General features: G+C 59.1%; 31 protein-coding genes. 9 read left to right on the top strand and 22 right to left on the bottom strand.

The window, feature by feature from the left end; all coding sequences use genetic code 11:
* Positions 1–2: 2 nt before the first annotated feature.
* Genes arsJ through AB4874_RS10390 form a run of 3 tightly spaced genes read right to left on the bottom strand, consistent with a single transcriptional unit; the run spans position 3 to position 3,096 of the window.
* Positions 3–1,262, bottom strand: coding sequence for an organoarsenical effux MFS transporter ArsJ (arsJ, locus tag AB4874_RS10400; RefSeq protein WP_368391932.1), 1,260 nt, complete (start codon positions 1,260–1,262; stop codon positions 3–5).
* Positions 1,259–2,257, bottom strand: a complete 999-nt coding sequence (locus tag AB4874_RS10395) for an ArsJ-associated glyceraldehyde-3-phosphate dehydrogenase (protein WP_368391931.1) — start codon at positions 2,255–2,257, stop codon at positions 1,259–1,261. Before AB4874_RS10395 ends, arsJ begins: the two co-directional genes overlap by 4 nt.
* The gene (locus AB4874_RS10390) at positions 2,254–3,096 is read right to left on the bottom strand and encodes an arsenate reductase/protein-tyrosine-phosphatase family protein (RefSeq protein WP_368391930.1); all 843 of its coding nucleotides are present in this window, start codon (positions 3,094–3,096) and stop codon (positions 2,254–2,256) included. Before AB4874_RS10390 ends, AB4874_RS10395 begins: the two co-directional genes overlap by 4 nt.
* A 264-nt stretch (positions 3,097–3,360) precedes the next feature.
* On the opposite strand from AB4874_RS10390, the gene AB4874_RS10385 reads away from it, so the two are divergent.
* The 3 genes from AB4874_RS10385 to AB4874_RS10375 all read left to right on the top strand — a co-directional run bounded on the left by AB4874_RS10385 (position 3,361) and on the right by AB4874_RS10375 (position 7,595).
* Positions 3,361–5,085, top strand: a complete 1,725-nt coding sequence (locus AB4874_RS10385) for a type I secretion system permease/ATPase (protein ID WP_368391929.1) — start codon at positions 3,361–3,363, stop codon at positions 5,083–5,085.
* A complete protein-coding gene (locus AB4874_RS10380) occupies positions 5,082–6,377 on the top strand; it encodes an HlyD family type I secretion periplasmic adaptor subunit (protein WP_368391928.1) in 1,296 nt (431 codons plus the stop codon). Before AB4874_RS10385 ends, AB4874_RS10380 begins: the two co-directional genes overlap by 4 nt.
* 189 nt (positions 6,378–6,566) lie before the next feature.
* Entirely contained in the window at positions 6,567–7,595 is a 1,029-nt protein-coding gene (locus AB4874_RS10375) for a polysaccharide biosynthesis/export family protein (RefSeq protein ID WP_368391927.1), read from the top strand.
* 85 nt (positions 7,596–7,680) lie between these two features.
* Here the strand turns inward: AB4874_RS10375 and AB4874_RS10370 are convergent, their stop codons facing one another.
* On the bottom strand, positions 7,681–8,667 hold the full coding sequence (locus tag AB4874_RS10370; RefSeq protein ID WP_368391926.1) for an adenosine kinase: 987 nt from the start codon (positions 8,665–8,667) through the stop codon (positions 7,681–7,683).
* Entirely contained in the window at positions 8,664–9,308 is a 645-nt protein-coding gene (nth, locus tag AB4874_RS10365; RefSeq protein ID WP_368391925.1) for an endonuclease III, read from the bottom strand. The genes AB4874_RS10370 and nth overlap by 4 nt, the downstream gene beginning before the upstream one ends.
* 169 nt (positions 9,309–9,477) lie before the next feature.
* Here nth and AB4874_RS10360 point away from each other — a divergent pair, with 169 nt between their 5' ends.
* From AB4874_RS10360 to AB4874_RS10345, 4 genes are all read left to right on the top strand, one after another.
* Positions 9,478–10,422, top strand: a complete 945-nt coding sequence (locus AB4874_RS10360; RefSeq protein WP_368391924.1) for a Hint domain-containing protein — start codon at positions 9,478–9,480, stop codon at positions 10,420–10,422.
* Positions 10,423–10,492: 70 nt separating this feature from the next.
* The gene (locus tag AB4874_RS10355) at positions 10,493–11,350 is read left to right on the top strand and encodes a methylated-DNA--[protein]-cysteine S-methyltransferase (RefSeq protein WP_368391923.1); all 858 of its coding nucleotides are present in this window, start codon (positions 10,493–10,495) and stop codon (positions 11,348–11,350) included.
* Between the two features lie 163 nt (positions 11,351–11,513).
* Complete coding sequence (locus AB4874_RS10350) at positions 11,514–12,194, top strand: YiaD family glycine zipper/OmpA-like lipoprotein (protein WP_295535075.1); 681 nt, start codon at positions 11,514–11,516, stop codon at positions 12,192–12,194.
* 98 nt (positions 12,195–12,292) lie between these two features.
* On the top strand, positions 12,293–13,060 hold the full coding sequence (locus AB4874_RS10345) for a FadR/GntR family transcriptional regulator (RefSeq protein WP_368391922.1): 768 nt from the start codon (positions 12,293–12,295) through the stop codon (positions 13,058–13,060).
* 79 nt (positions 13,061–13,139) lie between these two features.
* Here the strand turns inward: AB4874_RS10345 and AB4874_RS10340 are convergent, their stop codons facing one another.
* The 5 genes from AB4874_RS10340 to AB4874_RS10320 form a co-directional block, all read right to left on the bottom strand.
* Positions 13,140–13,694, bottom strand: coding sequence for a F0F1 ATP synthase subunit B (locus AB4874_RS10340; protein WP_295535080.1), 555 nt, complete (start codon positions 13,692–13,694; stop codon positions 13,140–13,142).
* Positions 13,695–13,698: 4 nt separating this feature from the next.
* Positions 13,699–14,268, bottom strand: a complete 570-nt coding sequence (locus AB4874_RS10335; protein WP_295535082.1) for a F0F1 ATP synthase subunit B' — start codon at positions 14,266–14,268, stop codon at positions 13,699–13,701.
* 91 nt (positions 14,269–14,359) lie between these two features.
* Entirely contained in the window at positions 14,360–14,596 is a 237-nt protein-coding gene (locus AB4874_RS10330) for a F0F1 ATP synthase subunit C (RefSeq protein WP_295535084.1), read from the bottom strand.
* A 64-nt stretch (positions 14,597–14,660) separates the two neighbouring features.
* A complete protein-coding gene (locus tag AB4874_RS10325; protein WP_295535087.1) occupies positions 14,661–15,446 on the bottom strand; it encodes a F0F1 ATP synthase subunit A in 786 nt (261 codons plus the stop codon).
* A complete protein-coding gene (locus AB4874_RS10320) occupies positions 15,430–15,798 on the bottom strand; it encodes an AtpZ/AtpI family protein (protein ID WP_295535090.1) in 369 nt (122 codons plus the stop codon). Before AB4874_RS10320 ends, AB4874_RS10325 begins: the two co-directional genes overlap by 17 nt.
* Positions 15,799–16,015: 217 nt before the next feature.
* Here AB4874_RS10320 and AB4874_RS10315 point away from each other — a divergent pair, with 217 nt between their 5' ends.
* Positions 16,016–16,405 (top strand): ArsR/SmtB family transcription factor, encoded by a 390-nt coding sequence (locus tag AB4874_RS10315; RefSeq protein WP_438273468.1) that lies wholly within the window; start codon positions 16,016–16,018, stop codon positions 16,403–16,405.
* Positions 16,406–16,430: 25 nt separating this feature from the next.
* Here AB4874_RS10315 and AB4874_RS10310 read toward each other — a convergent pair whose 3' ends face one another.
* The 11 genes from AB4874_RS10310 to AB4874_RS10260 all read right to left on the bottom strand — a co-directional run bounded on the left by AB4874_RS10310 (position 16,431) and on the right by AB4874_RS10260 (position 23,771).
* A complete protein-coding gene (locus AB4874_RS10310) occupies positions 16,431–16,607 on the bottom strand; it encodes a hypothetical protein (RefSeq protein ID WP_295535095.1) in 177 nt (58 codons plus the stop codon).
* Positions 16,608–16,795: 188 nt separating this feature from the next.
* A complete protein-coding gene (locus AB4874_RS10305; protein WP_295535097.1) occupies positions 16,796–17,572 on the bottom strand; it encodes a succinate dehydrogenase iron-sulfur subunit in 777 nt (258 codons plus the stop codon).
* 19 nt (positions 17,573–17,591) lie between these two features.
* Entirely contained in the window at positions 17,592–17,912 is a 321-nt protein-coding gene (locus AB4874_RS10300; RefSeq protein WP_295535100.1) for a hypothetical protein, read from the bottom strand.
* A 9-nt stretch (positions 17,913–17,921) separates the two neighbouring features.
* Entirely contained in the window at positions 17,922–18,245 is a 324-nt protein-coding gene (locus AB4874_RS10295) for a succinate dehydrogenase (protein ID WP_368391920.1), read from the bottom strand.
* Positions 18,245–20,050, bottom strand: coding sequence for a succinate dehydrogenase flavoprotein subunit (sdhA, locus tag AB4874_RS10290; protein WP_368391919.1), 1,806 nt, complete (start codon positions 20,048–20,050; stop codon positions 18,245–18,247). The genes AB4874_RS10295 and sdhA overlap by 1 nt, the downstream gene beginning before the upstream one ends.
* Positions 20,051–20,064: 14 nt before the next feature.
* Positions 20,065–20,463 (bottom strand): succinate dehydrogenase, hydrophobic membrane anchor protein, encoded by a 399-nt coding sequence (locus tag AB4874_RS10285; protein WP_295535109.1) that lies wholly within the window; start codon positions 20,461–20,463, stop codon positions 20,065–20,067.
* A gap of 12 nt (positions 20,464–20,475) precedes the next feature.
* The gene (gene sdhC, locus AB4874_RS10280; RefSeq protein WP_295535112.1) at positions 20,476–20,865 is read right to left on the bottom strand and encodes a succinate dehydrogenase, cytochrome b556 subunit; all 390 of its coding nucleotides are present in this window, start codon (positions 20,863–20,865) and stop codon (positions 20,476–20,478) included.
* 242 nt (positions 20,866–21,107) lie between these two features.
* Positions 21,108–22,142 carry a MaoC family dehydratase gene (locus tag AB4874_RS10275; RefSeq protein ID WP_368391918.1) on the bottom strand — a complete coding sequence of 345 codons (1,035 nt, stop codon included), beginning with the start codon at positions 22,140–22,142 and terminating at the stop codon, positions 21,108–21,110.
* The gene (locus tag AB4874_RS10270) at positions 22,142–22,345 is read right to left on the bottom strand and encodes a DUF1737 domain-containing protein (protein WP_038132598.1); all 204 of its coding nucleotides are present in this window, start codon (positions 22,343–22,345) and stop codon (positions 22,142–22,144) included. The genes AB4874_RS10275 and AB4874_RS10270 overlap by 1 nt, the downstream gene beginning before the upstream one ends.
* 1 nt (position 22,346) lies before the next feature.
* A complete protein-coding gene (locus tag AB4874_RS10265) occupies positions 22,347–22,898 on the bottom strand; it encodes an NnrU family protein (protein WP_368391917.1) in 552 nt (183 codons plus the stop codon).
* A gap of 12 nt (positions 22,899–22,910) precedes the next feature.
* A complete protein-coding gene (locus AB4874_RS10260; RefSeq protein ID WP_438273465.1) occupies positions 22,911–23,771 on the bottom strand; it encodes an HpcH/HpaI aldolase/citrate lyase family protein in 861 nt (286 codons plus the stop codon).
* Positions 23,772–23,949: 178 nt separating this feature from the next.
* Between AB4874_RS10260 and AB4874_RS10255 the strand changes: the two genes are divergently transcribed.
* Positions 23,950–24,261 (top strand): hypothetical protein, encoded by a 312-nt coding sequence (locus AB4874_RS10255; RefSeq protein ID WP_295535124.1) that lies wholly within the window; start codon positions 23,950–23,952, stop codon positions 24,259–24,261.
* Here the strand turns inward: AB4874_RS10255 and AB4874_RS10250 are convergent.
* On the bottom strand, positions 24,258–25,001 hold the full coding sequence (locus AB4874_RS10250; RefSeq protein ID WP_368391915.1) for a sulfite exporter TauE/SafE family protein: 744 nt from the start codon (positions 24,999–25,001) through the stop codon (positions 24,258–24,260). The two genes, AB4874_RS10255 and AB4874_RS10250, sit on opposite strands and share 4 nt — an antisense overlap.

The following is a 25,001-nucleotide window of genomic DNA, read 5'->3' as shown; positions in this document are numbered from 1 at the left end:
ACTCAGGCGGGCGACGCGTCAAGTCTTCCGGCAAAGATCGCGCTGAGTGCGACCATCACGGCGGCGCATCCCAGCACCAGTGGCAGCCCGCCAATCTGATAGGTGAGCCCCGAAAGCAGCGTGCCAATCAGGCGCCCGGCTGCATTGGCCATATAGTAAAACCCGACATCCATCGTGACCCGCTCGGCGCGCGAAAAGGCGAGGATCAGGTAGGAATGCAGCGATGAATTGATCGCGAAGATCACGCCAAACACCATCAGCCCCGCAATCAGCGTCAGCGTGAACCACAACGCGGGTTGAGGGGCCAGCGCTGCCGCCACCGTCAGCACAGCGGGCACAAAGAACAGCGCTACCGCCCAATAGCGTGCAGCCCCGATCAGATCGGCCTCGGGACGCGCGGCGGCGCGCAAGATCCGGGGCGCCGCCGCCTGAACCGCACCGTAAAGGATGATCCAGACCGCCATGAACGTGCCGACAAGGAAAAACGCCGCGCGATCTCCCGCTGGCGTGCCATCCGAAAGCACAGCGTAAAAATAGATCGGGATGCCCACAACAAACCAGACATCGCGCGCGCCAAACAGAAACACCCGCGCCGCCGAGAGCCAGTTGACGTTGACCGATTTCGAGAACACGTCTGAAAATTTCGCGCCTTTGCGACCCGTCGGCAGCCCCGCAGGCATCAAGGATATGATCGCAATCAAGACCAGTGCCAGCGCGCCCGCCATGCTTAGCACAGCGCCGTCAAACCCCAGCCATGCCAGCAAACCCGCCCCCAGCAAGAACCCCACGCCTTTGACCGCGTTCTTCGACCCCGTGAGCACCGCAACCCAGCGAAACAACCCGCCATTTTCGCGCGGCGCCAGCAGTTTGACCGCAGATTTCGAGGACATTTTCGCAAGGTCCTTGGCCACACCGCTCAGGCCTTGCACCGCCATCACATAGGCGATGGACAGCCCGATAGCCCAACTCGGATCAAGCTGCGCCAACGCAAGCAGCGCAACCACCTGCAACGCCAACCCGGCATACAGCGTCACGCTGAGCCCAAAGCGGGCCGCGATCCAACCTGCTGACAGGTTGGTGACCATGCCCGCCACTTCATAAAGGACGAACAAATAGGCCAACTGCACCGGCGAAAACCCCAGCGTATGAAAGTGCAGCAACACCAACATGCGCAGCGCGCCATCACTTAACATAAAGGCCCAATAGGCGGCCGTCACGGCAATATACGCCGCCAAACCCGCGCGCTGAGGGACCTGTGTCACAGCGAGCCCCCGACCATCATCGCCACATCGACAAGCCGATGCGCATAGCCCATCTCATTGTCATACCATGCAAATATCTTTACCTGCGTGCCATCCACGACCATCGTTGAGGGTGCGTCGATGATCGCCGAGCGAGTGTCATTGGTATAATCGGCCGAGACCAGCGGGCGGGTCTCATAGCCCAAGATGCCCTGCAGCGGACCTTCGGATGCCGCCTTGAGCAGCGCGTTGACCTCATCGACGGTGGTCTCGCGCTCGACCTCGAAGACGCAATCGGTCAGCGAGGCGTTCAACAGAGGCACCCGCACCGCATGCCCATTCAAACGGCCCGTCAGTTCAGGGTAGATCAGCGTGATCGCGCTGGCCGAGCCCGTCGTCGTCGGGATCAGCGAATTGAGCGCCGAACGCGCGCGACGCAAATCCTTGGCGGGGCGGTCCACAATCGTTTGTGTGTTGGTTACGTCATGGATCGTCGTGATGACACCATGCCTGATCCCAAGGTTTTCCTGCATCACCTTGACCACCGGGGCGAGGCAATTGGTCGTACAACTGGCTGCCGTGACAATGCGGTGACGCGCCGCATCATAGGTCGCATGGTTCACACCGAAAACGATATTTGCCGCCCCGCCATCCTTGACCGGAGCCGAAACCACGACCTTCTTCACACCCGCCTCGAAATAGGGTGCTAAGGCGGCCTCGGATTTGAATACACCGGTGCAATCGATCACCACATCGACACCCGCGAGCGGCAGATCCTCGATCCGCTTGGTGCCGATGAATGGCATCCGCGTGCCGTCGATCGTGACGCTATCCGCATCATGAGAAAACGCCCCCTCCCAACGGCCATGCACGCTGTCAAACTGCGCCAGATGCGCGTGCATTTCCGGGTCGCCAACAGCGTCATTGATCCACGCGATCTTGGCCCCGCGCGCCAAAAGCGGTTTCAACGCCAGTTTGCCAATCCGCCCGAGCCCGTTCAAAGCATAAGTGGTCATTGTTTAGATTCCTGTGTTTGGCGTGCGATGTCGTCGATCGCAGATTGCAAGGCGATCCGCTCTAGCGAGGCGATTGGCAGCGCGGTAAACGCCTCGATCCGGCGCTTGAGCCCCCCGTAAGCCTGTTGAAACGCAATCGCCTTTTCTGCCTGCGTGCCTTGCACCTTGACCGGGTCGGGGACGCCCCAATGCCCGCTGATCGGCTGGCCTTTCCAGGCCGGGCATTCTTCATTCGCGGCGTTGTCACAAACGGTAAAGACGAAGTCGAAATTGGGCGCGTCGCCCTGCGAAAACTCGGCGATATTTTTCGCGCGCAAAGGCGCAATATCGTGCCCCTTCATCTTGAGCAGATCAAGCGCGAAGGGGTTGAGTTGCGATGACGCCTGAGTGCCTGCCGAATAGGCGTTGAAACGATCACCCGCCTGCTTTCGCAACAGAGATTCCGCAAAAATCGAACGCGCCGAATTGCCGGTGCAGATGAACAGCACGTTGTATTTGCGCCCCGAATCGAGAGTCGCGCGCACCTCTTCACGTGATGCTGGCGCGCAAATTTCGGGGCGACCACGGCAGCAATCAAAGAGCAGATAGTCGAAAACCTGACGCACGGACTCCATATCGATTTGGTAAAGACGCTGCGTGCCAGCACGCTCTTGACTGACCAAGCCAACCTGCAAAAGGGACGCAAGATAGGCCGAAAGCGTGCTTGCCTTCAGGCCCAGCGCCAATGCGATTTCCCCAGCCGGCAGGCGGTCGGGATAGCGACGCATCAACAAGCGAAACAAAGCCAGACGATGGGGATGTCCGAGGGTCGTGAGCTGATCTGAGATTTGTTTTTCCATATTTCATGAATATAGGAAATATGGACGTTCAGCCAGTGAAATTTGTGTAACATCCACACGACAGGCCCCTACACGCCGCAATCATGATTTTGTGCTGTCACCGGGACCGTACAGGCACTTGGAACCCGACGAGTTGGTTCATTTTGTAGGAAAATAATGGCCGAAATCGCGATGGCGGAAGACCTTCATTAAGATTTTTCACGCACTCTTGGCGAACACAAACATGCAGAGTTGCACCGCTTCTTGTCTTGGGACTGATCACAAATGACCAAAGATAAATCGTCACGCGAAATGATGGTTCCCCTTTGGGAATCGGCGTGGGCGCTGGTCGGGGTGGCGGTGTTTAGTGCAACGATCAACGTCTTGATGCTCACGGGCCCGCTGTTCATGCTGCAGGTCTATGATCGCGTGCTTGGCAGCCGGTCGACAAGCACGCTGATCGTGCTGTTTGGCATGGTTGCTTTCGTCTTTACAACGATGGGAATCCTTGATTTTTCGCGTGGTCGGGTGCTGGCGCGGATCGGCGCGAAATTGCACGCGCGCCTTGACGAGCGGGTATGTCGCGCCGTTTTGCGCCAGGCCGAGCATCCGGCCGCGCGCGCTCGGCCCAGCTCTGCGCTAAGGGACCTTGCACAAATTCAGGGGATGTTTGCGGCCCCGGCCTTTGGCACGATTTTCGATCTGCCCTGGACACCCCTATTCTTGGGCGTGTTGTTTCTGTTTCACCCACTGATGGGGTGGTTTGCGGTGGCAGGAACGATCCTGATTCTGCTGTTGGCAGTGGCCAACCAGGTCCTCACAAAACAAAGCCAGCTTGCAGCCCTGCGCGCCCTGGATGAGGCCGAGATGCGCAGCGCCGCGATGCGAAATGAAATTGAAACCGTCCTAAGTCTGGGCATGCGCGCCAGCCTGATGCGTCGCAGAAACACCGCAAGCGACAACGCCTTGAAAGCGCGCATTCGTGCCTCTGATTTGGGTGGCGGAATTACAGCGACGACCAAGTCTTTACGTATCTTGTTGCAATCGGCAATGTTGGCCTTGGGGGCGTGGCTGGTCTTGCAAAACGCCTTGTCGGCAGGCGCAATGATCGCCGGGTCGGTTCTGCTTGGACGCGCGTTAGGCCCGGTTGAGCAAACGGTCGCGCAATGGCCACAGATTCAACGCGCGTGGAGCGCGCGCAAGTCCTTGTCGTCGCTGCTCGCAGCTCTGCCCGACACCGACAAACCGATGGATTTACCTGCACCCAAAGCCCGTTTGGTGGTGAAGAACCTTGCCATTGCGCCCCCAGGAGGGCGCGCCACGACATTGCAAGGCCTTCAGTTCGCCGCAAAAGCTGGAGACACCATCGCTGTGATTGGGCCCTCTGCATCGGGGAAATCAACCCTTGCCCGGGCCCTTGTTGGCTTGTGGCCCCCCGCGCAGGGCGAAATCCGACTGGATGGCGCAAAGCTTGACCAATACGACCCGGATCGGCTGGGACGATTGTTGGGGTATCTCCCCCAAGACATCGTGCTTTTTGATGGAACGGTCGCAGAGAACATCGCACGCTTCGCGCGGAACACCGATCCCCGAGCCGTCGTAGCAGCAGCGCAAGCCGCAGCGGCCCACGACCTGATTCTAAGCCTGCCCCATGGCTATAACACCCTTGTCACGGATGGCGGCAAGGAACTCTCGGGCGGGCAACGCCAACGTATCGGGCTGGCGCGCGCATTTTACGGAAATCCGATCATGTTGGTATTGGACGAACCCAACTCTGCGCTCGACGATGAAGGTATTCGCGCCCTCAACCAAGCCATCGCAACAGCGCGCCGTGGAGGGAAGATCACCTTCGTCATGTCCCATCGCCGCTCTGCATTGGCGCATTGCAATCTGGTTCTGATGATCGACGCTGGCCATGTGCGTGCCTTTGGGCCGCGTGATGAGGTGCTTGTTCAAATGATGAACGCCGCGCCCGATGCCATGCAGCCAAGAAAGAGGGCGCAAGCATGACGCGCGACTGGTCGCCGGCCAAATTTCTCATACTTGGAATACTGACCTGGGTGATCGGACTTGGCGGCTCGCTTTGGTGGGCGATCGTCACCGATATTAACGGCGCGGTCGTCACAACAGGGCGTATCGCATTCAAGGCGCATACGCAGATCCTGCAGCATCCTGATGGCGGTCTGGTCGCTGAAATCCACGTGCAGAACGGCGATCACGTTGAGCAAGGCACCCCCTTGATTCGCCTTGATGGCACCGAGCTAGAGGCCCAGCGCGCCTTACTGCGCAATGACCTTTACAATACGCTCGCACAGATTGATATGCGGCGTGCGGTAACGAACGACCAGTCGACGCTGCTCTATCAACCAGAATTGCTGAAAGTCGCGGATAAGACCCCCATGGTTTCACGCCTGCTCAGGGCGGAAAACCACCAAGTGGCTGCACGACGCAAGACTTTCGAACAGACACGCGCACAGTGGCGCGAACGCAAGAAGCAGACCGAAGCCCTGATTGAGGGCTACACTCATCAGCTTGAAGCGCGCAATCGCCAACTTGCACTTATTTCGCAAGAGCTTAGCGATCAGGTTTCACTTTATGAACGTGGGCTGACGCAAGCCTCACATGTTTTGGCCCTGCGCCGTGAGATCGCCAACCTCGAAGGCGGGATTGGTGAAATTGAGGCAGCCATTGCCAAAGCCCATAGTCAGATCGCAGAATATGAGATTGAACGCCTGCATGATGAGGCCGTGCGCCATCAAGAGATTGAAGAAGAAATCCGCGTCTTTGAACAGGACGCAATTCAGTTGCGCGAGAAGCTGCGTCTGATCAGGATCAAGTTGGGTCGTCTGGTGATACGCGCGCCAATGACAGGCCGGGTATTATCGCTGAATGTTCACACAATTGGCGGCGTCGTTGCCCCCGGGCGCGATGTGATTTCAATCGTACCGCAAGGGCAGCAGCTTCACTTCGAGGTCAAAATTGATCCGCGTCAGATTGACCGGATACGACCCGGATTAACCGCAGCGATCACGTTTCCAAATTTCAACACCCGAACGACACCTCTCTTTACTGCTACCGTGCGCGCCATCTCTGCGGATACGATTTCCGATGCGCAAACCGGTGCACATTTTTACACTGCAGTGCTGACCCTTTCGCGGGAAAGCAACGCGGCGCTTCAACCGCTAGGTGCGAAACCCGGCATGCCATTCGAGGCGTTCATTGCGACGCGATCACGCAGCCTCGCCTCAATCCTGATCAAACCGTTTACCGACTATTTTTTCCGCGCGATGCGTGACGACTGAAACCGGAACAGGCGGATCGCTGAGAAAAGCTTTTTCTATGTGCCTTGCGGGGAAAAATCGCTAAGAAGTCTACGCGGTCGAAAGACCCCGGGGGAGTCACAGAATTTGCGCCAAAAATTTCTTCAAGCCGTTTTCGCCCTATTTTGCGCCGTCGCGCTTGGCGCGTGCTCCCTGCCACGCGGCATCGGAATGACCAACGAGATCATTGGGCATGATCAAAACGAAAAAGCCGACGCCCCCTTTGAAGTTGTTCGGGTCGAGCGTGACAATGTCAAAGCACTCGGTTCATGGCCCGCCACGGGATGGTCTGGAAAATATCATTGGCTTGCTGCGAGCCGCGGCTCCAATGCTCCGCTCATCAGCACCGGAGATCGGGTGAACCTACAAATTTGGGACAATAGCGAGAACTCGCTACTCACCGATCAGGCGCAAAAAGTTGCGTCCATCAGACAAGCAAGCGTCGCTCCCGATGGCACGATCTTTGTCCCCTATGCCGGCGATATTTTCATCCGCGGCATGTCCCCCAGCTCGGCCCGCCGCAAAGTTGAAGCGGCCCTGCAGCCCTTCATCGCCTCGGCTCAGGTCCAGCTCACCTATGAGCCTGGTCAGGAAAGCTCTGTCGATCTTGTCTCTGGCGTTTCAAAGCCTGGCAGTTATCCGCTGCTTGATCGCAACAGCACGATCTTGTCGATTATCGCGCAGGGCGGGGGCGTTTCACCGGGGCTGCAAAACCCGCTCGTTCGTTTGATGCGCAACGGAAAAACTTATGAAATTCGCGCCGACAAATTGTTCTCGGATGCGTCTTACAACACGGTCATGCGCGGCGGCGATAAGGTGGTCGTGCAGGAAGATCAGCGCTATTTCACCGCCTTTGGCGCGAGCGGCACGGAAAACCTGATCCATTTCAAACAGGAAAAGATCACCGCACTTGAGGCGATGTCGCTGATCGGCGGGCTCGACGATACGCGCGCCAATCCCAAAGGTGTTCTGGTCTTGCGCGAATATGACGCCAAGCAGGTGCGCACCGATGGAAGCGGTCCATCACAGCGCGACGTTGCCTTTGTCTTTGATGTGACCAGTGGCGAGGGGCTGTTTGCCGCCCGGAAATTCCAGATCAACCCGGAAGACACCGTGATCGTGACGGAATCACCGGTGGTGAGTGTGCGCACGGTCTTTGGCCTGCTCAATACGTTGTTGGTGACGGGAAACCGTCTCTAGGGCGGGTCGACACCGCACCTTTCAAGACATGAAAACGCGCCCGTCAAAACCATGACGGGCGCGTTTCTAAATTTGCAGATGGGCGTCAGATAACGCCATGCTCAGCGAAGAGTTTTTTGACATCAACTTCGGGACGCGCGCCGTAATGCCCGATCACTTCGGCTGCCGCGATACAACCCATTCGCCCCGCCGTTTCAAGGCTTTGGCCCGTTGCGTATCCATACAGGAAGCCAGCCGCGAATTGATCGCCCGCCCCCGTGGCATCCACGGGCACCACGCGCTTGACGGGCACTTCGACGCGCTGATCGCCGCGCATCAGCACCACATCAGCCCCCGACCGCGTGCACACGACCAGCTCGCATTCGCTCGCAGCCTGTTTGAGCGCTGTTTCCAGGTCTGTCTGATAAAGCGATTCCCACTCATGTTCGTTGCCGATCACGTAATCCATCTGCTGGGCGACCAACCTGCGGAAATCAGCACGGTGACGCTCAACGCAGAACGGGTCCGACAGGGCGATCCCCGCCTTGCCACCACCACGATGGCAGCCCTGTGCCGCCTTGAGGAACGCAGCCTTGCCGTGATCCTTGTCGAAAAGGTAACCCTCAAGGAACAGAATCGCGGTGTTTTCCACCACATCCAGACTGACATCCTCGGTCGAGACCTCGGCAGAAATCCCGAGATAGGTGTTCATCGAACGCTCGCCATCGGGCGTTACAAAGATCATCGAGCGCGAACTGGGCAACTCGCCTTCCTTGACGGGCGCATTCGGGAAATCTGTGCCCTCACCATGCAGCGCAGCCTCATAGAAACGACCCAGCGCATCGTCGCGAACCCGTCCGATAAAGGCGGTCTTGAGCCCAAGATTGCCACAGCCCGCAACGGTATTGGCAACCGAGCCACCGGGGGCTTGTGTGCGCTCTTTCATAGCAGCGAACAGCGTCTCGGCGCGCTCGCGTTCGATCAGCTGCATGATGCCTTTTTCAATGCCCATATGGGCCAGAAAGCTGTCATCGCATTGTGCGATCACATCGACCACGGCGTTACCGATGCCGACAACCTGATAAGATGTCACAGAATTTTCTCCTCGAACTGGCACAGATCCCGGATCGGACAGGCGCCGCATTTGGGTTTGCGTGCCACGCAGATATAGCGACCGTGCAGGATCAACCAGTGATGCGCGTGGCGTTGATATTCGACGGGCACATTGTCTTCGATGGCGCGCTCGACCGCGTCCACATCCTTGCCCGGACAAATACCCGAGCGGTTGCCAACGCGGAAAATATGCGTGTCAACCGCCTGCGCAGGATGACCAAACCACATATTCAGAACGACATTTGCGGTCTTGCGCCCCACACCGGGCAGCGATTGCAGTGCGGCGCGTGAACTGGGCACCTCGCCGTCGTACTGATCCACAAGGATCTGGCTTAGCTTAATGACATTCTTGGCCTTTTGGCGAAACAGTCCGATGGTCTTGATGTGCTCCGTCACGCCCTCAAGACCAAGCGCAAGCATCTTTTCCGGCGTATCGGCACGCGCAAACAGTCCCCGTGTGGCCTTGTTCACACCGGCATCCGTCGCCTGCGCCGAAAGCGCCACCGCGACAACGAGCGTGTAGGCATTCACATGCTCAAGCTCCCCCTGCGGATGGGGCTCCGAGGCTTCGAACCGGGCGAAGACCTCTTTCATCGTGGCGTAATCGAATTGCTTGACCATTCCCTCTAATGCCCGCCCGCGCGCACAAGGGCAAGACTGGCGCGAAAACCATGGGGGTTTTGCGCAAATTGAGTACAAATACCGCCAGCAGACCGCGCAGCAGTTAACCCGCTATTTGCCGATTTATCGCAAAGTTGAACGCAAAGGGTTGGCTTGGAAAGGGGTTGCAATGGAATACGGGTATCCCATCGGCAGCATTTGTCATGACGCGACGAATAACAGTTGGCAACTTGCGCCAGGTTTTGATCCGCTGGGCGACCTTTGGCAAATCGCGCCGCTGGCCGGGGCCAACGCAACGAACGTCATTCTGCGCGACTCCGCCGGTCAGATTGTCAACGAAGGGGCGCTGAGCGCCGATCTACCGCTTTTTCTGGATGGCCCTGACGGCATGATCCGCCTTGATCGGATTGAGATCGACGCAGAGCTGGTTCTGTTTGTCCCCTCCGTGCCACTGGAGCCGGGGCATACTTACAGTGTCTCCAAGCCAGATTGGCAGGCTGGACGTGCTGCCACACCCGAAGAAATCGCGACCTTGCCCGCGCTCGGTGCGGGAACTTTGATCGCAACCGAGAATGGCGAAGTCCCAGTTGATTGGCTGCGGCCGGGCGACAAGGTCTTGACCCGCGACAATGGCTATCAACCGCTTGTGTGGCTCGCCCAGCATGTGGTGCCGCGCCGCGCGCCGGTTCAGTCACGCCCGATTAAGCTAGACGCCGGTCAATTTGGCGACGAACAGCCCTCGCAATCCCTTCTCATCAGTCCCGGCTGCCCGGTGCTTTTGGCTGGTGCCGAGCTGGATATCTGGTTCGGGGAAAGCGAAATGTTTGCGCGCGCGACCGATCTGTCGAATCCCGCAACCCCCTCGCTTGGACGACAGGTAGTATATACCCTGCTATTTGATGCACCCGAGGTGATTTTGGCAGCTGGGCTTTGGACGGGATCGGTCCATGCCGATGCGGCCTACCTGTCGTTGCTGCCTGCCGCGGTGCGCTCTGCCGTCGCGCCCTATTTGCTCGGCCCGCACCAGCAGCCCGCGCGCGCATGGCTTGCGCAATGGGAGGTAGATATGTTCATCCGGGAGCGGATTGAAAAGCACGAGACATTGGCCGCCTGAATGCGCAGCTTTCGGGTCGCACGATTGCCCGGCTCTGGCTAAGCTGGCGGGCAATCGAAAGGCCCTGCCAATGACCCAAGCCCCCTCCCTGGATGCACGATACCACTACCGTCTGATCGCGCGCGCCCTGCAAGAAATAGATGCCGCCGAAAGCGCGGGTGAGATGCTTTCTTTGCAGGTTCTGGCTGATCGTCTTGCGATGAGCCCGGCGCATTTTCAGCGCCTCTTTTCGGCTTGGGTCGGGGTCTCGCCCAAACGCTATCAGCAATATCTGCGCCTTGATCTGGCGCGCGACTTGTTGGCGGCGCGTCAGCCGCTTGATGTGGTGGCAGATCGCGCCGGTCTTTCGGGCACCGGGCGGCTACATGATCTCATCTTGCGTTGGGAGGCGATGACGCCCGGGGAATTCGCGCGCGCCGGTGCGGATGTGACGATCCATTGGGGTCGATTTGACAGCGCATTCGGCCCGCTGATCGCGATGGGCACGTCGCAGGGCCTATGCGGCATGGGATTTTGCGCCGAGATGGGCGAGAGCGACGCTTTGGAAGACCTTGCCAAACGCTGGCCGGCGGCACATTTCGTGCACGATCCCAAGCCGCTTACCGCTTGGGTCACAGCAGCCCTTTCGGGGCGCGGCGAGGCGCGCATGACCCTGATCGGCGCACCGTTTCAGATCAAGGTTTGGGAGGCGCTTTTGGCGATCCCCTCGGGCCATGTCACCACATATTCCGATATTGCAACCGTGATCGGTCACCCCAAAGCCACGCGCGCGGTGGGCACAGCGGTGGGGCGCAATCCGATCTCATATCTCATCCCCTGCCATCGGGCTTTGCGCAAATCCGGGGGCTTGGGCGGCTATCACTGGGGCTTGGGCGTCAAGCGTGCGATGCTAGGCTGGGAGGCCGCGCGCGCCGACGCCGCGCAATAATCCACGGCGTCGGGCCTTGATCGGCAGAGCCTGGCCAGTTTCAGAACTGTGATGGGCGGAAATCTGCCCGCGCGTAAATCGTGATGGAACCTGCTCAAATTTTCTGCATTAGATCAAAGCCAAGCCCTGCTGCATGGGGCGCAAAACAAGGCTGACGAGCATCATGACCATTTACCTCAAGACCAAAACCATTCTTTTGAGCTCCATCGCGGCGATCGCGTTGGCAGCCTGTGTGCCCAGTGGCTACAACGAGACAAGCAATCCCAACCAAGACCCGAACGCCAACCGCAACGCCGGAGCGGTCACTGGTGCGCTGTTGGGCGGTGCATTCGGCGCGACGCGGCGGGGCGATGACAAGCTGGCCAAAGCGGCTGCGGGCGCGGTTGTCGGCGGCTTGATCGGCGGTGCGATCGGCAATCAACTTGACCGCCAGGCGCAAGAACTGCGTCGCGATCTGACCACCAATGGGGTCAGCGTCGTACGCTCGGGCAACCAGTTGATCGTGACGATGCCGCAAGATGTCCTCTTTGCGACAGACAGCGCTTCGGTGCGTCCCGATTTGCAGCGCGATCTGTACACCCTCGCGGGCAGTCTGAACCGCTATCCCGACACCACCGTCGAGGTCGTTGGCCATACTGACAACACCGGCGATGCGGCTTATAACATGCGCTTGTCGCGTGAGCGCGCGCGCTCGGTTGCGTCGATTCTTGAATCGGGCGGCGTACCGTATAATCGCGTGATCACGACCGGGCGCGGGGAAAGCGAACCGATCGCCTCGAACCTCACCGCTGAGGGCCGTCAGGCCAACCGTCGGGTCGAATTCATCATCCGCGCGAACAACTGATCGGACCACTTGCGTTCGAAGAGGCCGGGGAAACCCGGCCTTTTTTACATTGTCTGAGTCCGGGCGCGGTCATATATCTTGACCAATCGGGAGGAGACATGCCGTTCAAAAAAATCGAATCGGAGAAGCTCGCTAGCGCGGTCGTGCGCCAGATCGAGGATCTCATTTTGCAGGGGATTTTACGCCCCGGAGAGCGCTTGCCCTCTGAACGCGAACTGTCCGAGCGCTTTGGTGTGTCGCGCCCAAGCTTGCGTGAGGCGGTGGCGGAGTTGCAGAAATCCGGCCTTTTATGCACAAAGGCGGGCTCTGGAATCTTTGTCGCAGATGTTCTGGGCTCGGCCTTTTCGCCCGCGTTGATCCGGCTGTTTTCGAGCAATGAACAAGCGCTGTTTGACTACATTTCGTTCCGGCGCGACCTTGAGGGACTGGCCGCCGAACGCGCCGCAACCTATGGCTCGGATACCGATTTGAAGGTCGTCGATACGTTGTTTGCGCAGATGGAAGCCGCGCATGCCAAACGCAATCCCGCCGAGGAAGCGCAGATTGATGCGCAGTTTCACATGGCCATCATCGAGGCCAGCCACAACGTGGTCATGATCCACATGATGCGTGCAATGTTCGATCTTCTGGCCGAAGGCGTTTTCTACAATCGCGCGATCATGTTTCGCAATCGCACGACTCGGGTGCGCTTGCTTGATCAGCACCGCGCAATGAACGCAGCCTTGCAAGAGCGCGACCCCGTTGCGGCGCGCGCGGCGGTGGCGGGGCATATGGATTTCGTCGATCACGAGATGTCAGTAATACGCCGCGCCGAGCGCAATGAGGCCACTGCCCTATTACGCCTGTCACATAACGACGAGCGCTAGCGCTCACCGCGCGTGAATAGGCATAGAGAAACCCCGGCCACTTGGACCGGGGTTTATTGTTTAGCGCCAAATCGCCAGCTTAGTTGAAGAGGCTTTCGACCTCGCCCAGCGAGGAGTCGATCAGCGCGGCACGATCCTTGGCGGTGAACTGCTTGGACAGCACATCCCCCGCAGCCGCAACAGCCACGGCCACGGCCCGGTGTTTGACGTCACGCAGCGCTTGGGCTTCTGCAGAGGCGATATGTTCGTCAGCCGCCTTCAGACGACGGGCAATCGACACTTGCAGATCTTCTTTGGCCTTTTCAGCGGCGACTTCAGCGTCACGCTTGGCAGCCGCCACGATCTTGTCGGCTTGCGTCTGCACTTCGCGCGCCTTGCGCTCGTAGCTGGCCAGCACCGATTGCGCCTCTTCGCGCAGACGGCGAGCCTCTTCGAGGTCCGAGCGGATATTGCCGGACCGCTTGTCCAGCATCTTGCCCAGCGTTCCCGGAACCTTCGCGTAGATCACCAGTCCCACGAAGAGCAGGAAGGCGAGCATCACGATGAAGTTGGTGTTCCAGATCGAAAAGAACGGGCCGGTTGCCGCAAAAGCGGGCTGCGCGGCGATCAGGAAGAGAAGCGAAAGTTTTTTCATCATCTTACCCTTTCATCCGCGCATCGACCGCGCCATTGACAGCGCTCGTGTCAGCCTTGCCGCCCAGTGCCGCAACGATCTCGCCCGCCGTATCCTTGGCGACCGCATCAATTGCAGCCAGTGCGCCATCCCGAATGTCCATGATGCGCTTGGACGACTCTGCAGCCCGCGCAGCAATCTCGGCATCGGCCTTGACGATCGCCGCATCCAGATCCTTCTGGATTTCGGCTTTGGTTTCGCCAGCAATCTTTTGCGCATTTGCGCGCGCTTCGGCCAGTGCCTTTTCATAGGCGGCTTCAGCTTCTTCGGCTTTGCGCTTGAAATCTTCGGCAGCGGCGATGTCGCCTGCGATCGCACCTTGACGATCGCCCAGCACGCCCGCGATGCGGGGCAGCGCAATGCGCGACAGCAACCAATAGATCACCGCAAGGGCAACCAGAAGCCAGAAAATCTGGTTCGGGAAGCTCCCGAAATCAAGCTGCGGCATACCACCGGCATCGGCAGTATGCATAGGCTCGGCGCCCGGCAGCCCGCTTGCGGCTGCGCTCGCCATGTCGTGCGTTTCGCTTGCCATGTCGTTCCTCGACCCTGCTACACGGTTTCCCTGAAAGGTCACGGGATGGGCCCCGGATGAGCCCACCCGCCTCAAGGAAAAGAGTGCCGGATCAGACGGCGAACATCAGCAGCAGAGCGACGAGGAACGAGAAGATCCCCAGTGCTTCTGCGAATGCGATGCCGATGAACAGCGTCGCGGTTTGGCCAGCGGCGGCCGAGGGGTTGCGCAGAGCGCCCGACAGGAAGTTGCCTGCCACGTTGCCCACACCGATGGCCGAGCCGCCCATGCCCATGCATGCCAGACCCGCGCCGATGTAAGCACCCATTTGAACGATATCGCCTTGCATGATTGTCACTCCTTGAGGTTGCAATTGGCTAATTGATAGTGAAGCGTTGTGATCCCAAATCCGGTCAGTGTGCCGGGTGAAGCGCGTCTTTGAGATAGACGCAGGTCAGGATCGTAAAGACATAGGCCTGGATAAAGGCCACGAGCACTTCGAGCCCGTACATCGCGGCAATCGCGATGATCGACAGCGGGGTCACCGCGATGCCGACACCCGAGAACAGGATCAGCGGCGCGAAGGCAGCGAACACTTTCATCACGGCGTGTCCCGCCATCATGTTGCCCGCAAGACGAATGGAATGGCTTACGGGGCGCACGAAGTAGGAAATCACCTCGATCAGCGCGAGGATCGGACGCAGCGCCAACGGTGCCGAGGACACCCAGAACAGCCCCAGGAAACCCGCCCCGTTCTTGACAAAGCCAACCACGGTGACCGTCACGAAAACCAGCAGCGCCAGCACGCCGGTCACGGCGATATGCGAAGTGGTGGTGAAGGCGCGCGGCAGCAGGCCAAGGAAGTTCGAGAACACGATGAACATGAACAGAGTGAAGATATAGGGGAAGAACTTCAGCCCATCCTTACCAGCGACATCTTCGACCATCTTGTGGATGAAACCGTAGGCCAGCTCTGCAATCGACTGCGCACGGCTCGGGATCACGGCGCGACCACGCGTGCCGATCACCATCATGAAGAAGATCGCCGCAACGCAGATCGCAAGCCAAAGCGTCACGTTGGTGGGCGTGTACCAATGCACGGGACCATCGCCAAAGAGCGGCTTGACGATGAACTGATCCATCGGGTGAAACACCAACTCATTACGGACATCCTGCGGCACATCAGTCACGTCTGTCATCCTCTTCATCAGCAACCGATAGCGTCTCAGCCTGCTCGGCAGCACGGTCTTCGTTCATCTCTTTAGCCGAGCGCAACATTACCTTCACGCCCGCCGCGAAGCCCAGCATCGTAAACAGCACCATGAATATGGGCATCGTGCCAAACAGCGCATCCAGCCCCAATCCGATGCCGAAGCCGATACCCAGCCCCGAAACCATTTCGATCACCATACGCCACGCCATATTGGCCTGACTGAGGTGATGATCGACTCTTTGCGGGGGCGGCTCCTGTGACTTCCGCACCGCGGCAAGCTTTTTCTCAAGCGCGGCAAGGCGCTTAGGATCGGGCTCGCCTGGGGGGAGATCGGACATGGAATGACCCCGCTAAACTTGCAAGTTTGATAGACGCCACCCGCGCCTGAGTCAATCGCGTTAAGTCTTCGCTTGCGAACATTCAACGTATTGTATTTCAATCATTTTTAGAAACCGGCGAAAATTTATCCCGACCCATCTTCACGGAAATGCGAGCATCAGCATATTCAACCGATCGGTTGACGTTTTCACCAAGGCGCGCCATCACACGTGCATGATGTCGCCGCCCCGCCCCTCACTCGACGCGATTTTCGCCGCCCTGTCCGACCCGACGCGGCGGGCCATTTTGACGATGCTGCTCGAAGACGACATGGCGGTGACCGATGTTGCCGAGCCCTTCGCGATGTCGCTGGCGGCGATCTCAAAACATCTGGGCATTCTGGCAGAGGCCGGGCTGATATCGCAGGAAAAGCGCGGGCGCGTGAAATGGTGCAAGCTCGAACCGCTGTCCATGCAAGAGGCGATCACTTGGATTCAAGGGTTTGGCCAGTTCGAGCCGTTGGATTTTGACGCGTTCGAGCGGTTCTTGGAAACCGAATTGAGCGCGGATAGCCGCGCACAAAAAGAGACCCCGGACGCGATGCCGGGGTCAGGTTCGCCACGATAGAAAACGCGGGCGATCTGCGGGCCGCTCACGCGGCGCTGTAATACTCATACATCAGGTCCAGTGCCTCGAGGCCTGTTGCAACGCGCGCTACGGGTGCGGCTTTGGTGGGCTGATTGCGGGTTTCGGGCGTATAATAAGCCAAGTTTTCTTCGACTTCCGTCGCCACTTGCTTGCCCTTAGGGAAGTTTACGATGCTCGCCATGGGAACTCTCTCTTTTGATTTCGAGTTCCTCCCTGCGCAGTAATTTAGGCGGGTTTTCGGCTCTGCACAGTGCCCAATGCTGCAAACGCGCTATGCACTTGCTGCAACGCAGCAAAAAGGGCAGCTTTCGCCGCCCCTTAGCCAGTCTTTGGGACCGGCAGATGCCACCCCCCGATATGGGGTCGCGATCAAACCGTGCGGCTAACCATCATCTTTTTGATCTCGGCAATCGATTTCGCCGGGTTCAGGCCCTTCGGGCAGGTCTTGGTGCAGTTCATGATGGTGTGGCACCGATACAGTTTGAAGGGGTCTTCAAGCTGATCAAGGCGCTCGGCGGTGGCTTCATCGCGCGAGTCGATGATCCAACGATAGGCATGCAGCAGCGCTGCCGGGCCAAGATACTTGTCGCCATTCCACCAGTAGCTCGGGCACGAGGTCGAGCAGGACGCGCACATCACGCATTCATACAGACCATCAAGCTTCTTGCGATCTTCGATCGACTGACGCCATTCCTTTTCGGGACGGTTGGTCTTGGTTTCCAGCCACGGCATGATCGAGGCATGCTGCGCATAGAACATCGTCAGATCGGGGATCAAATCCTTGACCACTGGCATATGCGGCAGCGGGTAGATTTTGACGTCGCCCTTCACCTCATCCAGCCCGTAAATACAGGCCAGCGTGTTGATGCCGCCGATATTCATCGCACAGGACCCGCAAATCCCCTCGCGGCAAGACCGACGGAAGGTCAGCGTCGGATCGATCTCGTTCTTGATCTTGATCAGCGCGTCCAGAACCATCGGACCGCATTTGTCCATGTCTAGGAAATAGGTATCCAGACGCGGGTTTTCCCCGGTATCGGGGTCCCAGCGATAAATCTGGAATTTGCGGATAGTCTTGCCATCCGGCTTCGGCCAAGTCTTGCCGACGCGGATTTTAGAATTCTTCGGAAGCGTGAACTGAACCATTTCGGTCCCCCTTTTTCCGTCAATACGAATAGAGCGGCCGCGTGGGCATACGGCCGGATTTGCGATAGACACAGGCGTCATAGGCGGCCGAGGCATCGCCCTGAACCGTCGCGCCAAGATTGAGCTGAAGTTTCATCTTCGTGTAGGCACCGTCAGTGGTGGCCCCCATGCGCCCCTCGCCGCTGATCGGCGCCGAAGAAGCATATTGCGTATAGCACTGGCGTTCTGCGGTCTCGACGGTGACAGGGGCGCAGGCCGAAACAGCCAGCGGCAAGGCCAGCACAGCCATCGCGCGCCCCAAAGGCGCCGCCGATCCGTTCTGCTGACCTGTCCACCCCATGCGCATCCCCTAGTTCAGCCCGAGCTTGTTCTTGGCGATGCAAGTCACGGTATCGGGGCGTTTGGCGACATCCATCACGGTGGACACCGTGCTGTCGTCAATTCCCGTCACCGCAGCCTTGGCGATCGTAAAGACCTCGTTCATCGAGGCATTGTCGATGATGCAATCGGTCACCGGGGCGGCATTCAGCCCCGGCATTTTGCTTTCGACAACCGTGTTGACCACCGTCTTGGCCTGCCCGCGTGCAACCTCTTCAGCAGATTGCTGAAGCGGCGCGCTCATCTGGCAGGCGCAAAGCCCGGTCAGGGCCCCGAGGAACGCAAGCGAGCGCATCAATAGACCCGCTTCTTGGGCGCGATCTTTTTGAGATTGATGCCGCCCTGATCTTCGGGCGTCAGCGGGTCCATATGGACGGGGCGGAAGGTCAGATCGACCTTGTTGCCATCCACATGCATGATCGAGTGCTTGCGCCAAGTCGTATCGTCGCGATCGGGATAGTCCTCATGGGCATGTGCCCCGCGGGATTCCTTGCGCGCCTCGGCCCCGACGATGGTCGCCAGAGCGTTGGGCATCAGGTTCTCCAGCTCGAGCGTTTCCATCAGGTCCGAGTTCCAGACCAGCGAGCGGTCGGTGACCTTGATATCGTCAAGCTTGGCCGCCACGGCCGTCATCTTCTCGACGCCTTCGGCCAGCGTCTTGTCGGTGCGGAAGACGGCGGCATCCGATTGCATCGTCCGTTGCATCTCAAGGCGCAACTCGGCGGTGGGGGTGCCACCATCGGCGTAGCGGATCTTGTCGAACCGCTCGAACACGGCGTCGATCTTGGCTTTCGGGATCGCACGGTTCTCGGTCTCGGGGTCAATGATCTGACCGGCGCGGATAGCGGCGGCACGACCAAACACCACAAGGTCGATCAGCGAGTTCGAGCCCAGACGGTTCGCCCCATGCACCGAGGCAGAGCCGGCCTCACCCACGGCCATCAGGCCGGGAACGATCGCATCCGGGTTATCAGCGGCGGGGTTAATCACCTCGCCATGATAGTTCGTCGGGATACCGCCCATGTTGTAGTGCACCGTCGGCAGCACCGGGATCGGTTCTTTGGTGACGTCAACGCCTGCAAAAATCTTGGCGCTTTCCGAGATACCGGGCAGGCGCTCGTGCAGCGCTTCGGGCGGCAGGTGGCTGAGGTTGAGGAAGATGTGATCTTTGTGCTCACCCACACCGCGGCCTTCGCGGATTTCCATCGTCATGCAACGCGACACGACATCGCGCGAGGCTAGGTCTTTGTAGGTCGGTGCGTAACGCTCCATGAAACGCTCGCCTTCGGAGTTGGTCAGATAGCCCCCCTCGCCGCGCGCGCCTTCGGTGATCAGGCAGCCCGACCCGTAGATGCCGGTGGGGTGGAACTGCACGAACTCCATATCCTGCAGCGCAAGACCCGCCCGCGCCACCATGCCACCGCCATCGCCGGTGCAGGTATGCGCCGAGGTGGCCGAGAAGAACGCACGCCCGTAGCCACCCGTGGCCAGAACGACCATCTTGGCGTTGAAGACATGCATCGTGCCATCGTCGAGCTTCCAGCAAACGACGCCCTGGCATTGCCCGTCATCGGACATGATCAGGTCGATCGCAAAATACTCGATGTAAAATTCGGCATTATGCTTGAGCGATTGACCATAAAGCGTGTGCAAGATCGCGTGGCCGGTGCGGTCAGCCGCCGCACAGGTGCGCTGCACGGGCGGGCCTTCGCCGTATTCGGTGGTGTGGCCGCCGAAGGGACGCTGGTAGATTTTGCCCTCTTCGGTGCGCGAGAACGGCACGCCGTAATGCTCCAACTCGTAAACCGCTTTGGGGGCTTCCCGCGCGAGATATTCCATCGCGTCGTTATCGCCCAGCCAGTCAGAGCCCTTGATCGTGTCATACATATGCCACTGCCAGCTATCGGGGCCCATATTGCCCAGAGAAGCGGCGATGCCCCCCTGCGCGGCCACGGTATGCGAGCGCGTCGGGAACACTTTGGTCACGCAGGCTGTGCGCAGGCCTTGTTCGGCCATGCCGAGGGTCGCACGCAGGCCAGAGCCACCAGCGCCCACCACAACGACATCGTAATTATGCGTTTCGTATTCGTAAGCTGCCATTGTCTCGTCCTGACTTATCCGTTCGCGCCCAGCAGAAGGCCGATGAAGACCATCTTGCCGAGGGCATAGAGTGCTGTCGCCATGATGACATAGGCCAGCGAATGCATTGCGATCTTGAGCGCCTTGCCCGTGGTGCCGCGCGCGTAATCTTCGATCCAGATTTCGGTGCCCTTAGCGAAGTGGCGCATGCCGACGATCACGACCAGCGCGGTCAGAATTGCCGGGAAGGGCTGCGAGAAGGTGGCGATCACCGCTTGCTGGGGCAACCCAAGGGTCGTGCCCACGATATACAGCCAGGTCGGGATCATGAAGGCCAGCGCCACGGCAGAGGCCGACATCCACCAGTGATGCTCAGTCCCGGTGCCCGAAGCGCCTTTGCCAACGGCGCGTTTGCGATCAGTGAGGTAACGCATCTCGAGCCTCCGTTACAGATGAATGATGATAAGGGTCAGCGCGGTCAGCACGACCGAACCGATGATGCAGATCCAGCCAAGCAGTTCGGCTGTTTTGATATCCATCATCTTGGCACTGTCCCAGATGAGGTGCCGGATGCCCGCAAGGTAGTGATACCACACCCCCAGCAGCGACAACGTAAACACCAGATCGCCGAACCATGAGGTCGCAATCGCGTTCACGAAGTTAAAATAGCCCGGGCTCGTCGCAGCGGCGAGCAGCCACCAGACAAGCAGCAGCACCCCGACGATAATCCCGTTACCCGTGATCCGCGTCAGGATCGAGGACATCGAGGTCATTTGCGGGCGATAGATTTGGAGGTGGGGGGAAAGCGGGCGTTCAACCGGTTTCGCTTCAGCCATGTTCGGTCCCTTCGTGCTATGCCAATGAGCCGCGTGCGAGGGCACAAATGCGGCGAGGCTGGCCGGAATTGACTTTGGTGTAGCGTAATTTTCGCCGGAGTCACGAGGGCAGAGACAGGAATCCGACGGAAATTCGTCAAACAAGGGCGAAAAATCCGCTTTGTGATCACAAATTTTCAGAGCGTGATCACATGTTACCGCTCGAAGTCCTGCGCGCGGTCTCAGTCAGCACAAACTGCGGATCAAACCGGCATCAAGGCCCAATAGTCGAGATCAAGCAGCACTTCGGGGGCGTATTTCCCGTCTTCACCCTTATAGGTGAACTCTATCGCGCCCTGCTTGGTGGCCACCAAGCGCAGCCGGATCGCACCGACGCCGGGCGCAACTGTCTCGACCTTATCGAGCACCTCGGACCATGCCTTGACGGTGTCGCCCGCGAAACACGGGTTGGCATGGGCGCCGCCGTTCAGCGCCACAATCATCTGCGCATTGGCCAGCCCGTTGAAGGACAGCGCGCGCGCCATGCTGATGATATGCCCGCCATAGATCAGCCGCTTGCCATCCTCGCGGAAAGTTGCATCGAAATGCACCTTGGCGGTGTTCTGCCACAGTCGCGTGGCGATCATATGCTCGGCTTCTTCGATCGTGACGCCATCCACATGGTCGATCTTTTCGCCGATCTCGTAATCGCCCAGCCGATGCGGCTCGCCTGCCAGCTCGAAATCGTAATCGTCGAAACTTAACCCCTCGGGGATCACCAGATCAGCCGGGTCCACAACGCTCGCAAGATCGGGGATCACCGTTTCGGGCGCAGGCGCGTCAAAGTCGCGTTTGCGCACCATCACCCAGCGCACATATTCCAGAACGATCTCATTCACCTGATTGAATCCGCGCGTGCGCACATAGACCACGCCCGATTTTCCATTCGAGTTCTGTTTGACGCCGATCACCTGCGATTCCGAGCGCAGCGTATCGCCGGGATAGACCGGTTTGAGCCAGCGCCCCTGCGCATAGCCCAAATTCGCCACGGCATTGAGCGAAACATCCGGCACCGTTTTGCCAAACACGACGTGAAAGGCGATCAGATCATCCAGCGGCGACCCTTCCAGCCCGCAATTGGCAGCAAACTCGTCACTGGAATACAGCGCATGGCGCGCCGGATAGAGCGCATGATAAAGTGCGCGCTCGCCCTCTGCCACGGTGCGCGGCACGGCATGACGGATCACATCACCGACCGCGTAGTCCTCAAAGAAGCGACCCGGATTGGTTTTGCCCATCATTGCTCTCCCAGCTTCATGTCGGGGTGATAGTCCCCGTCGATTTCCTTGGTCACCGCCTGCGCGCAACGCATCACGCCGCGCGCGCCGTCAAAGGCATATTGCGGATCGCCATAAATCTCCCAGCCCTTCGACAGCGCCAGCGAGATCTTGTGACAAAAGGCAGACGTGTCGTCTTCGGTGAGCAGACGGTAGATTTTCATGTCAGGCCCCGAACGGGTTGTAGCCAAACCAGATATGGATCGCAGCGATCAGCCCATAAAGCACCAGCGTGCCCACGATCCCACCGATTTCCTTGCCGATATTGACCTGCGGATGGGGTATGGCCGGTTTGCTCTGCTTGTTGATCAAGATCACCTCGATCACCGCCCAAGCCAGCAGCCCGCCAAACAGGATAATGCCCGGCAGCGTCGGATTGACGAGCAGGTGGGCCAGCGCCCAGGTCTTCACGCCGGTCAGTTGCGGATGGCGGATCTTGCCGCTCAGCCACAGTTTCATGCCCGAAACCGCGAACAGATACACCGCGAACAGCATCAGCAGGTTGTTGATGCCCTTCAGCGCGGCATTGGGCGTCCAGAGGTAAAAGACCGGATCGCTCATCCGCCAGCCAAGGAACATCAGCACAAGGCTCAGCAGCACCAGCGCGGTCACCATCGGGCGCTCGGCCCCTTTCATCGCGCGCCGGAACCCCGGAAACAGCCGTTTCGCGAGATGTGCAAGCGACCACATGAGGACGCCGAGAATAAGTAATGCCATTGCGTAAGTCCCTTAGCTGCCAAGCGCGGCAATCGCCTGCGCTTTCGCCAAGACCTGCCGCGCGGTCACGATATGCAGATTTTCTACGATCTTACCATCCACAACCGCCACGCCCTGCCCTGCGGCCTTGGCCGCCTCAAAGGCAGTGATCTGGCGCTCGGCAAGGTTAATCTCGGCCTCGGACGGTGCGAAGGCGGCGTTGCAAACCTCAAGCTGCGCGGGATGGATCAGCGTTTTGCCATCAAAGCCCATGTCGCGGCCCTGATCGCATTCAAACTTGAGCCCCTCGTCATCCTTGAACGCATTATAAACGCCATCGACGATAATCTTACCATGCGCCTTGGCGGCCAGAAGACATAGGCCCAGCCCGGCTTGCATCGGCAAACGGTCAGCGCGGAAACGGCTACCCAGTTCCTTGGCCAGATCGTTGGTGCCCATCACCATACCCTCAAGACGCGGATAGGCGGCGATTGCGCCCGCATTGAGCATGCCCAGCGCCGTTTCCATCATCGCCCAAAGCGGCACGCCTTGGATGAGATCGGCCACGGCATCCAGATCCGCAGGGGTCGAGACCTTGGGGATCAGGATCGCATCAACCTTGGCGCCCGCGCGGATCGCATCGGCAAAAGCCAGCACATCTTCGCGCCCCCATTCGGTATCCAGCCCGTTCACGCGCACGATTTTCAGCCGCGCGCCGTAATCGGCCTCGCTCAGGGTTTTCGCCAAAAGCGTACGCGCATTGGCTTTCTCATCAATCGCCACCGCGTCTTCGAGGTCAAAGATAATCGCATCGCAGGCCAGCCCGGTCGCCTTTTCCAGCGCACGCTCCTTGGAGCCGGGAATGTAAAGGACGGAACGCGTCGGGTGAGCCATTTGATTCTCCATGTCGTAATTTTCTTTCGCCAGATCGCACATTTCGGACAGAATCGGCAAGGGTAGATTTGCCGCATCGCAGAAATGCGCTGCGTCGCGTCATCGTGGCGCGCTCGGTTAACCGTATTTTCGGACCTTCGCAGCAGGCTGGTGCCATTGTGTTCCGAGAGGGTTCGCCATGCTGCACAAGATGATCGCCTTGTCCTTTGGCTTTGTCGCGCTGATTCTACTCAGCGGGCGCAGCTTTGCCCAAGAGGCCACCTGCGCCCCACGCGATGATCTTATCGCACAGCTGCAATCGCGCTATCTGGAAACCCGGCGCGCCGTTGCGCTGGCGGCGAACAATTCGGTGGTTGAGGTGTTCGCCGCAGAGTCGGGCAGTTGGACGATTCTTGTGACCCAAGCTTCGGGGATGAGCTGTCTGATCGCCTCAGGCGAGGCGTTTGAGGCGGTGCGTGATCGCCTCCCGACGGCGGGCGCGCCGCTTTAAGGGAAGAGAGATTGCTGCACCAGCTTGAGAGAAATCAGCAAAAGCGCCCAGATCACGATCTTGTAAAAAATTGCGGTTGGCATCCGCTTCACCAGCCACACCCCCAGAAACACCGAGGCCGAGGCCGGAACCGCCAAGATCAGCGCCGTGCCAAGACTGTGCCAGTTCACCTCGCCCAGCGCGATATAGGGCCCAAGCTTGGCGAGGTTCACATAGGAAAACAGCACCGTCGCCGTGCCGGCAAAAACCTGTTTTGGCAGGTTCAGCGGGATCGTATAAGTTTGAAATGGCGGCGCGCCGGAATGGCTGACAAAGCTGGTGAACCCCGCGATTGTGCCCCAAAACAGACCCGGTGCGACCTTGGCCTCTTGCCGCGCGCCCATCTTGTGGCGCAACAACGCGTTCAGCGAGAACGCCACGCCAATCACCCCCACCATCAACGTCACCCAGCGCTCGGGCACAATTTCGGCAGTAGCCCAACCAATGCCGATGCCAATCGTTGTGGCGGGAATCATGATCAGCAAAACGCGCTTGTCGAATTCCTTGCGATAGGCCCAAAGCCCGAACATATCCGCGATGATATAGACTGGTAGCAGCAGCCCCGCCGCCTCGACCGGGTTCATCACCACCGCCAGCACCGGCACCGAGATCGAGGCCGCCATCGGGATGCCGCCCTTGGACAGGCCAACCATCACCGCCGCCAACAGCGCAATCGCCCAACCCGATGTCGTCAGTTCCAA

This window comes from Thioclava arctica (genome assembly GCF_040892615.1).
Lineage (GTDB): Bacteria > Pseudomonadota > Alphaproteobacteria > Rhodobacterales > Rhodobacteraceae > Thioclava > Thioclava arctica.
This window is presented reverse-complemented; position numbering and strand designations above follow the sequence as displayed.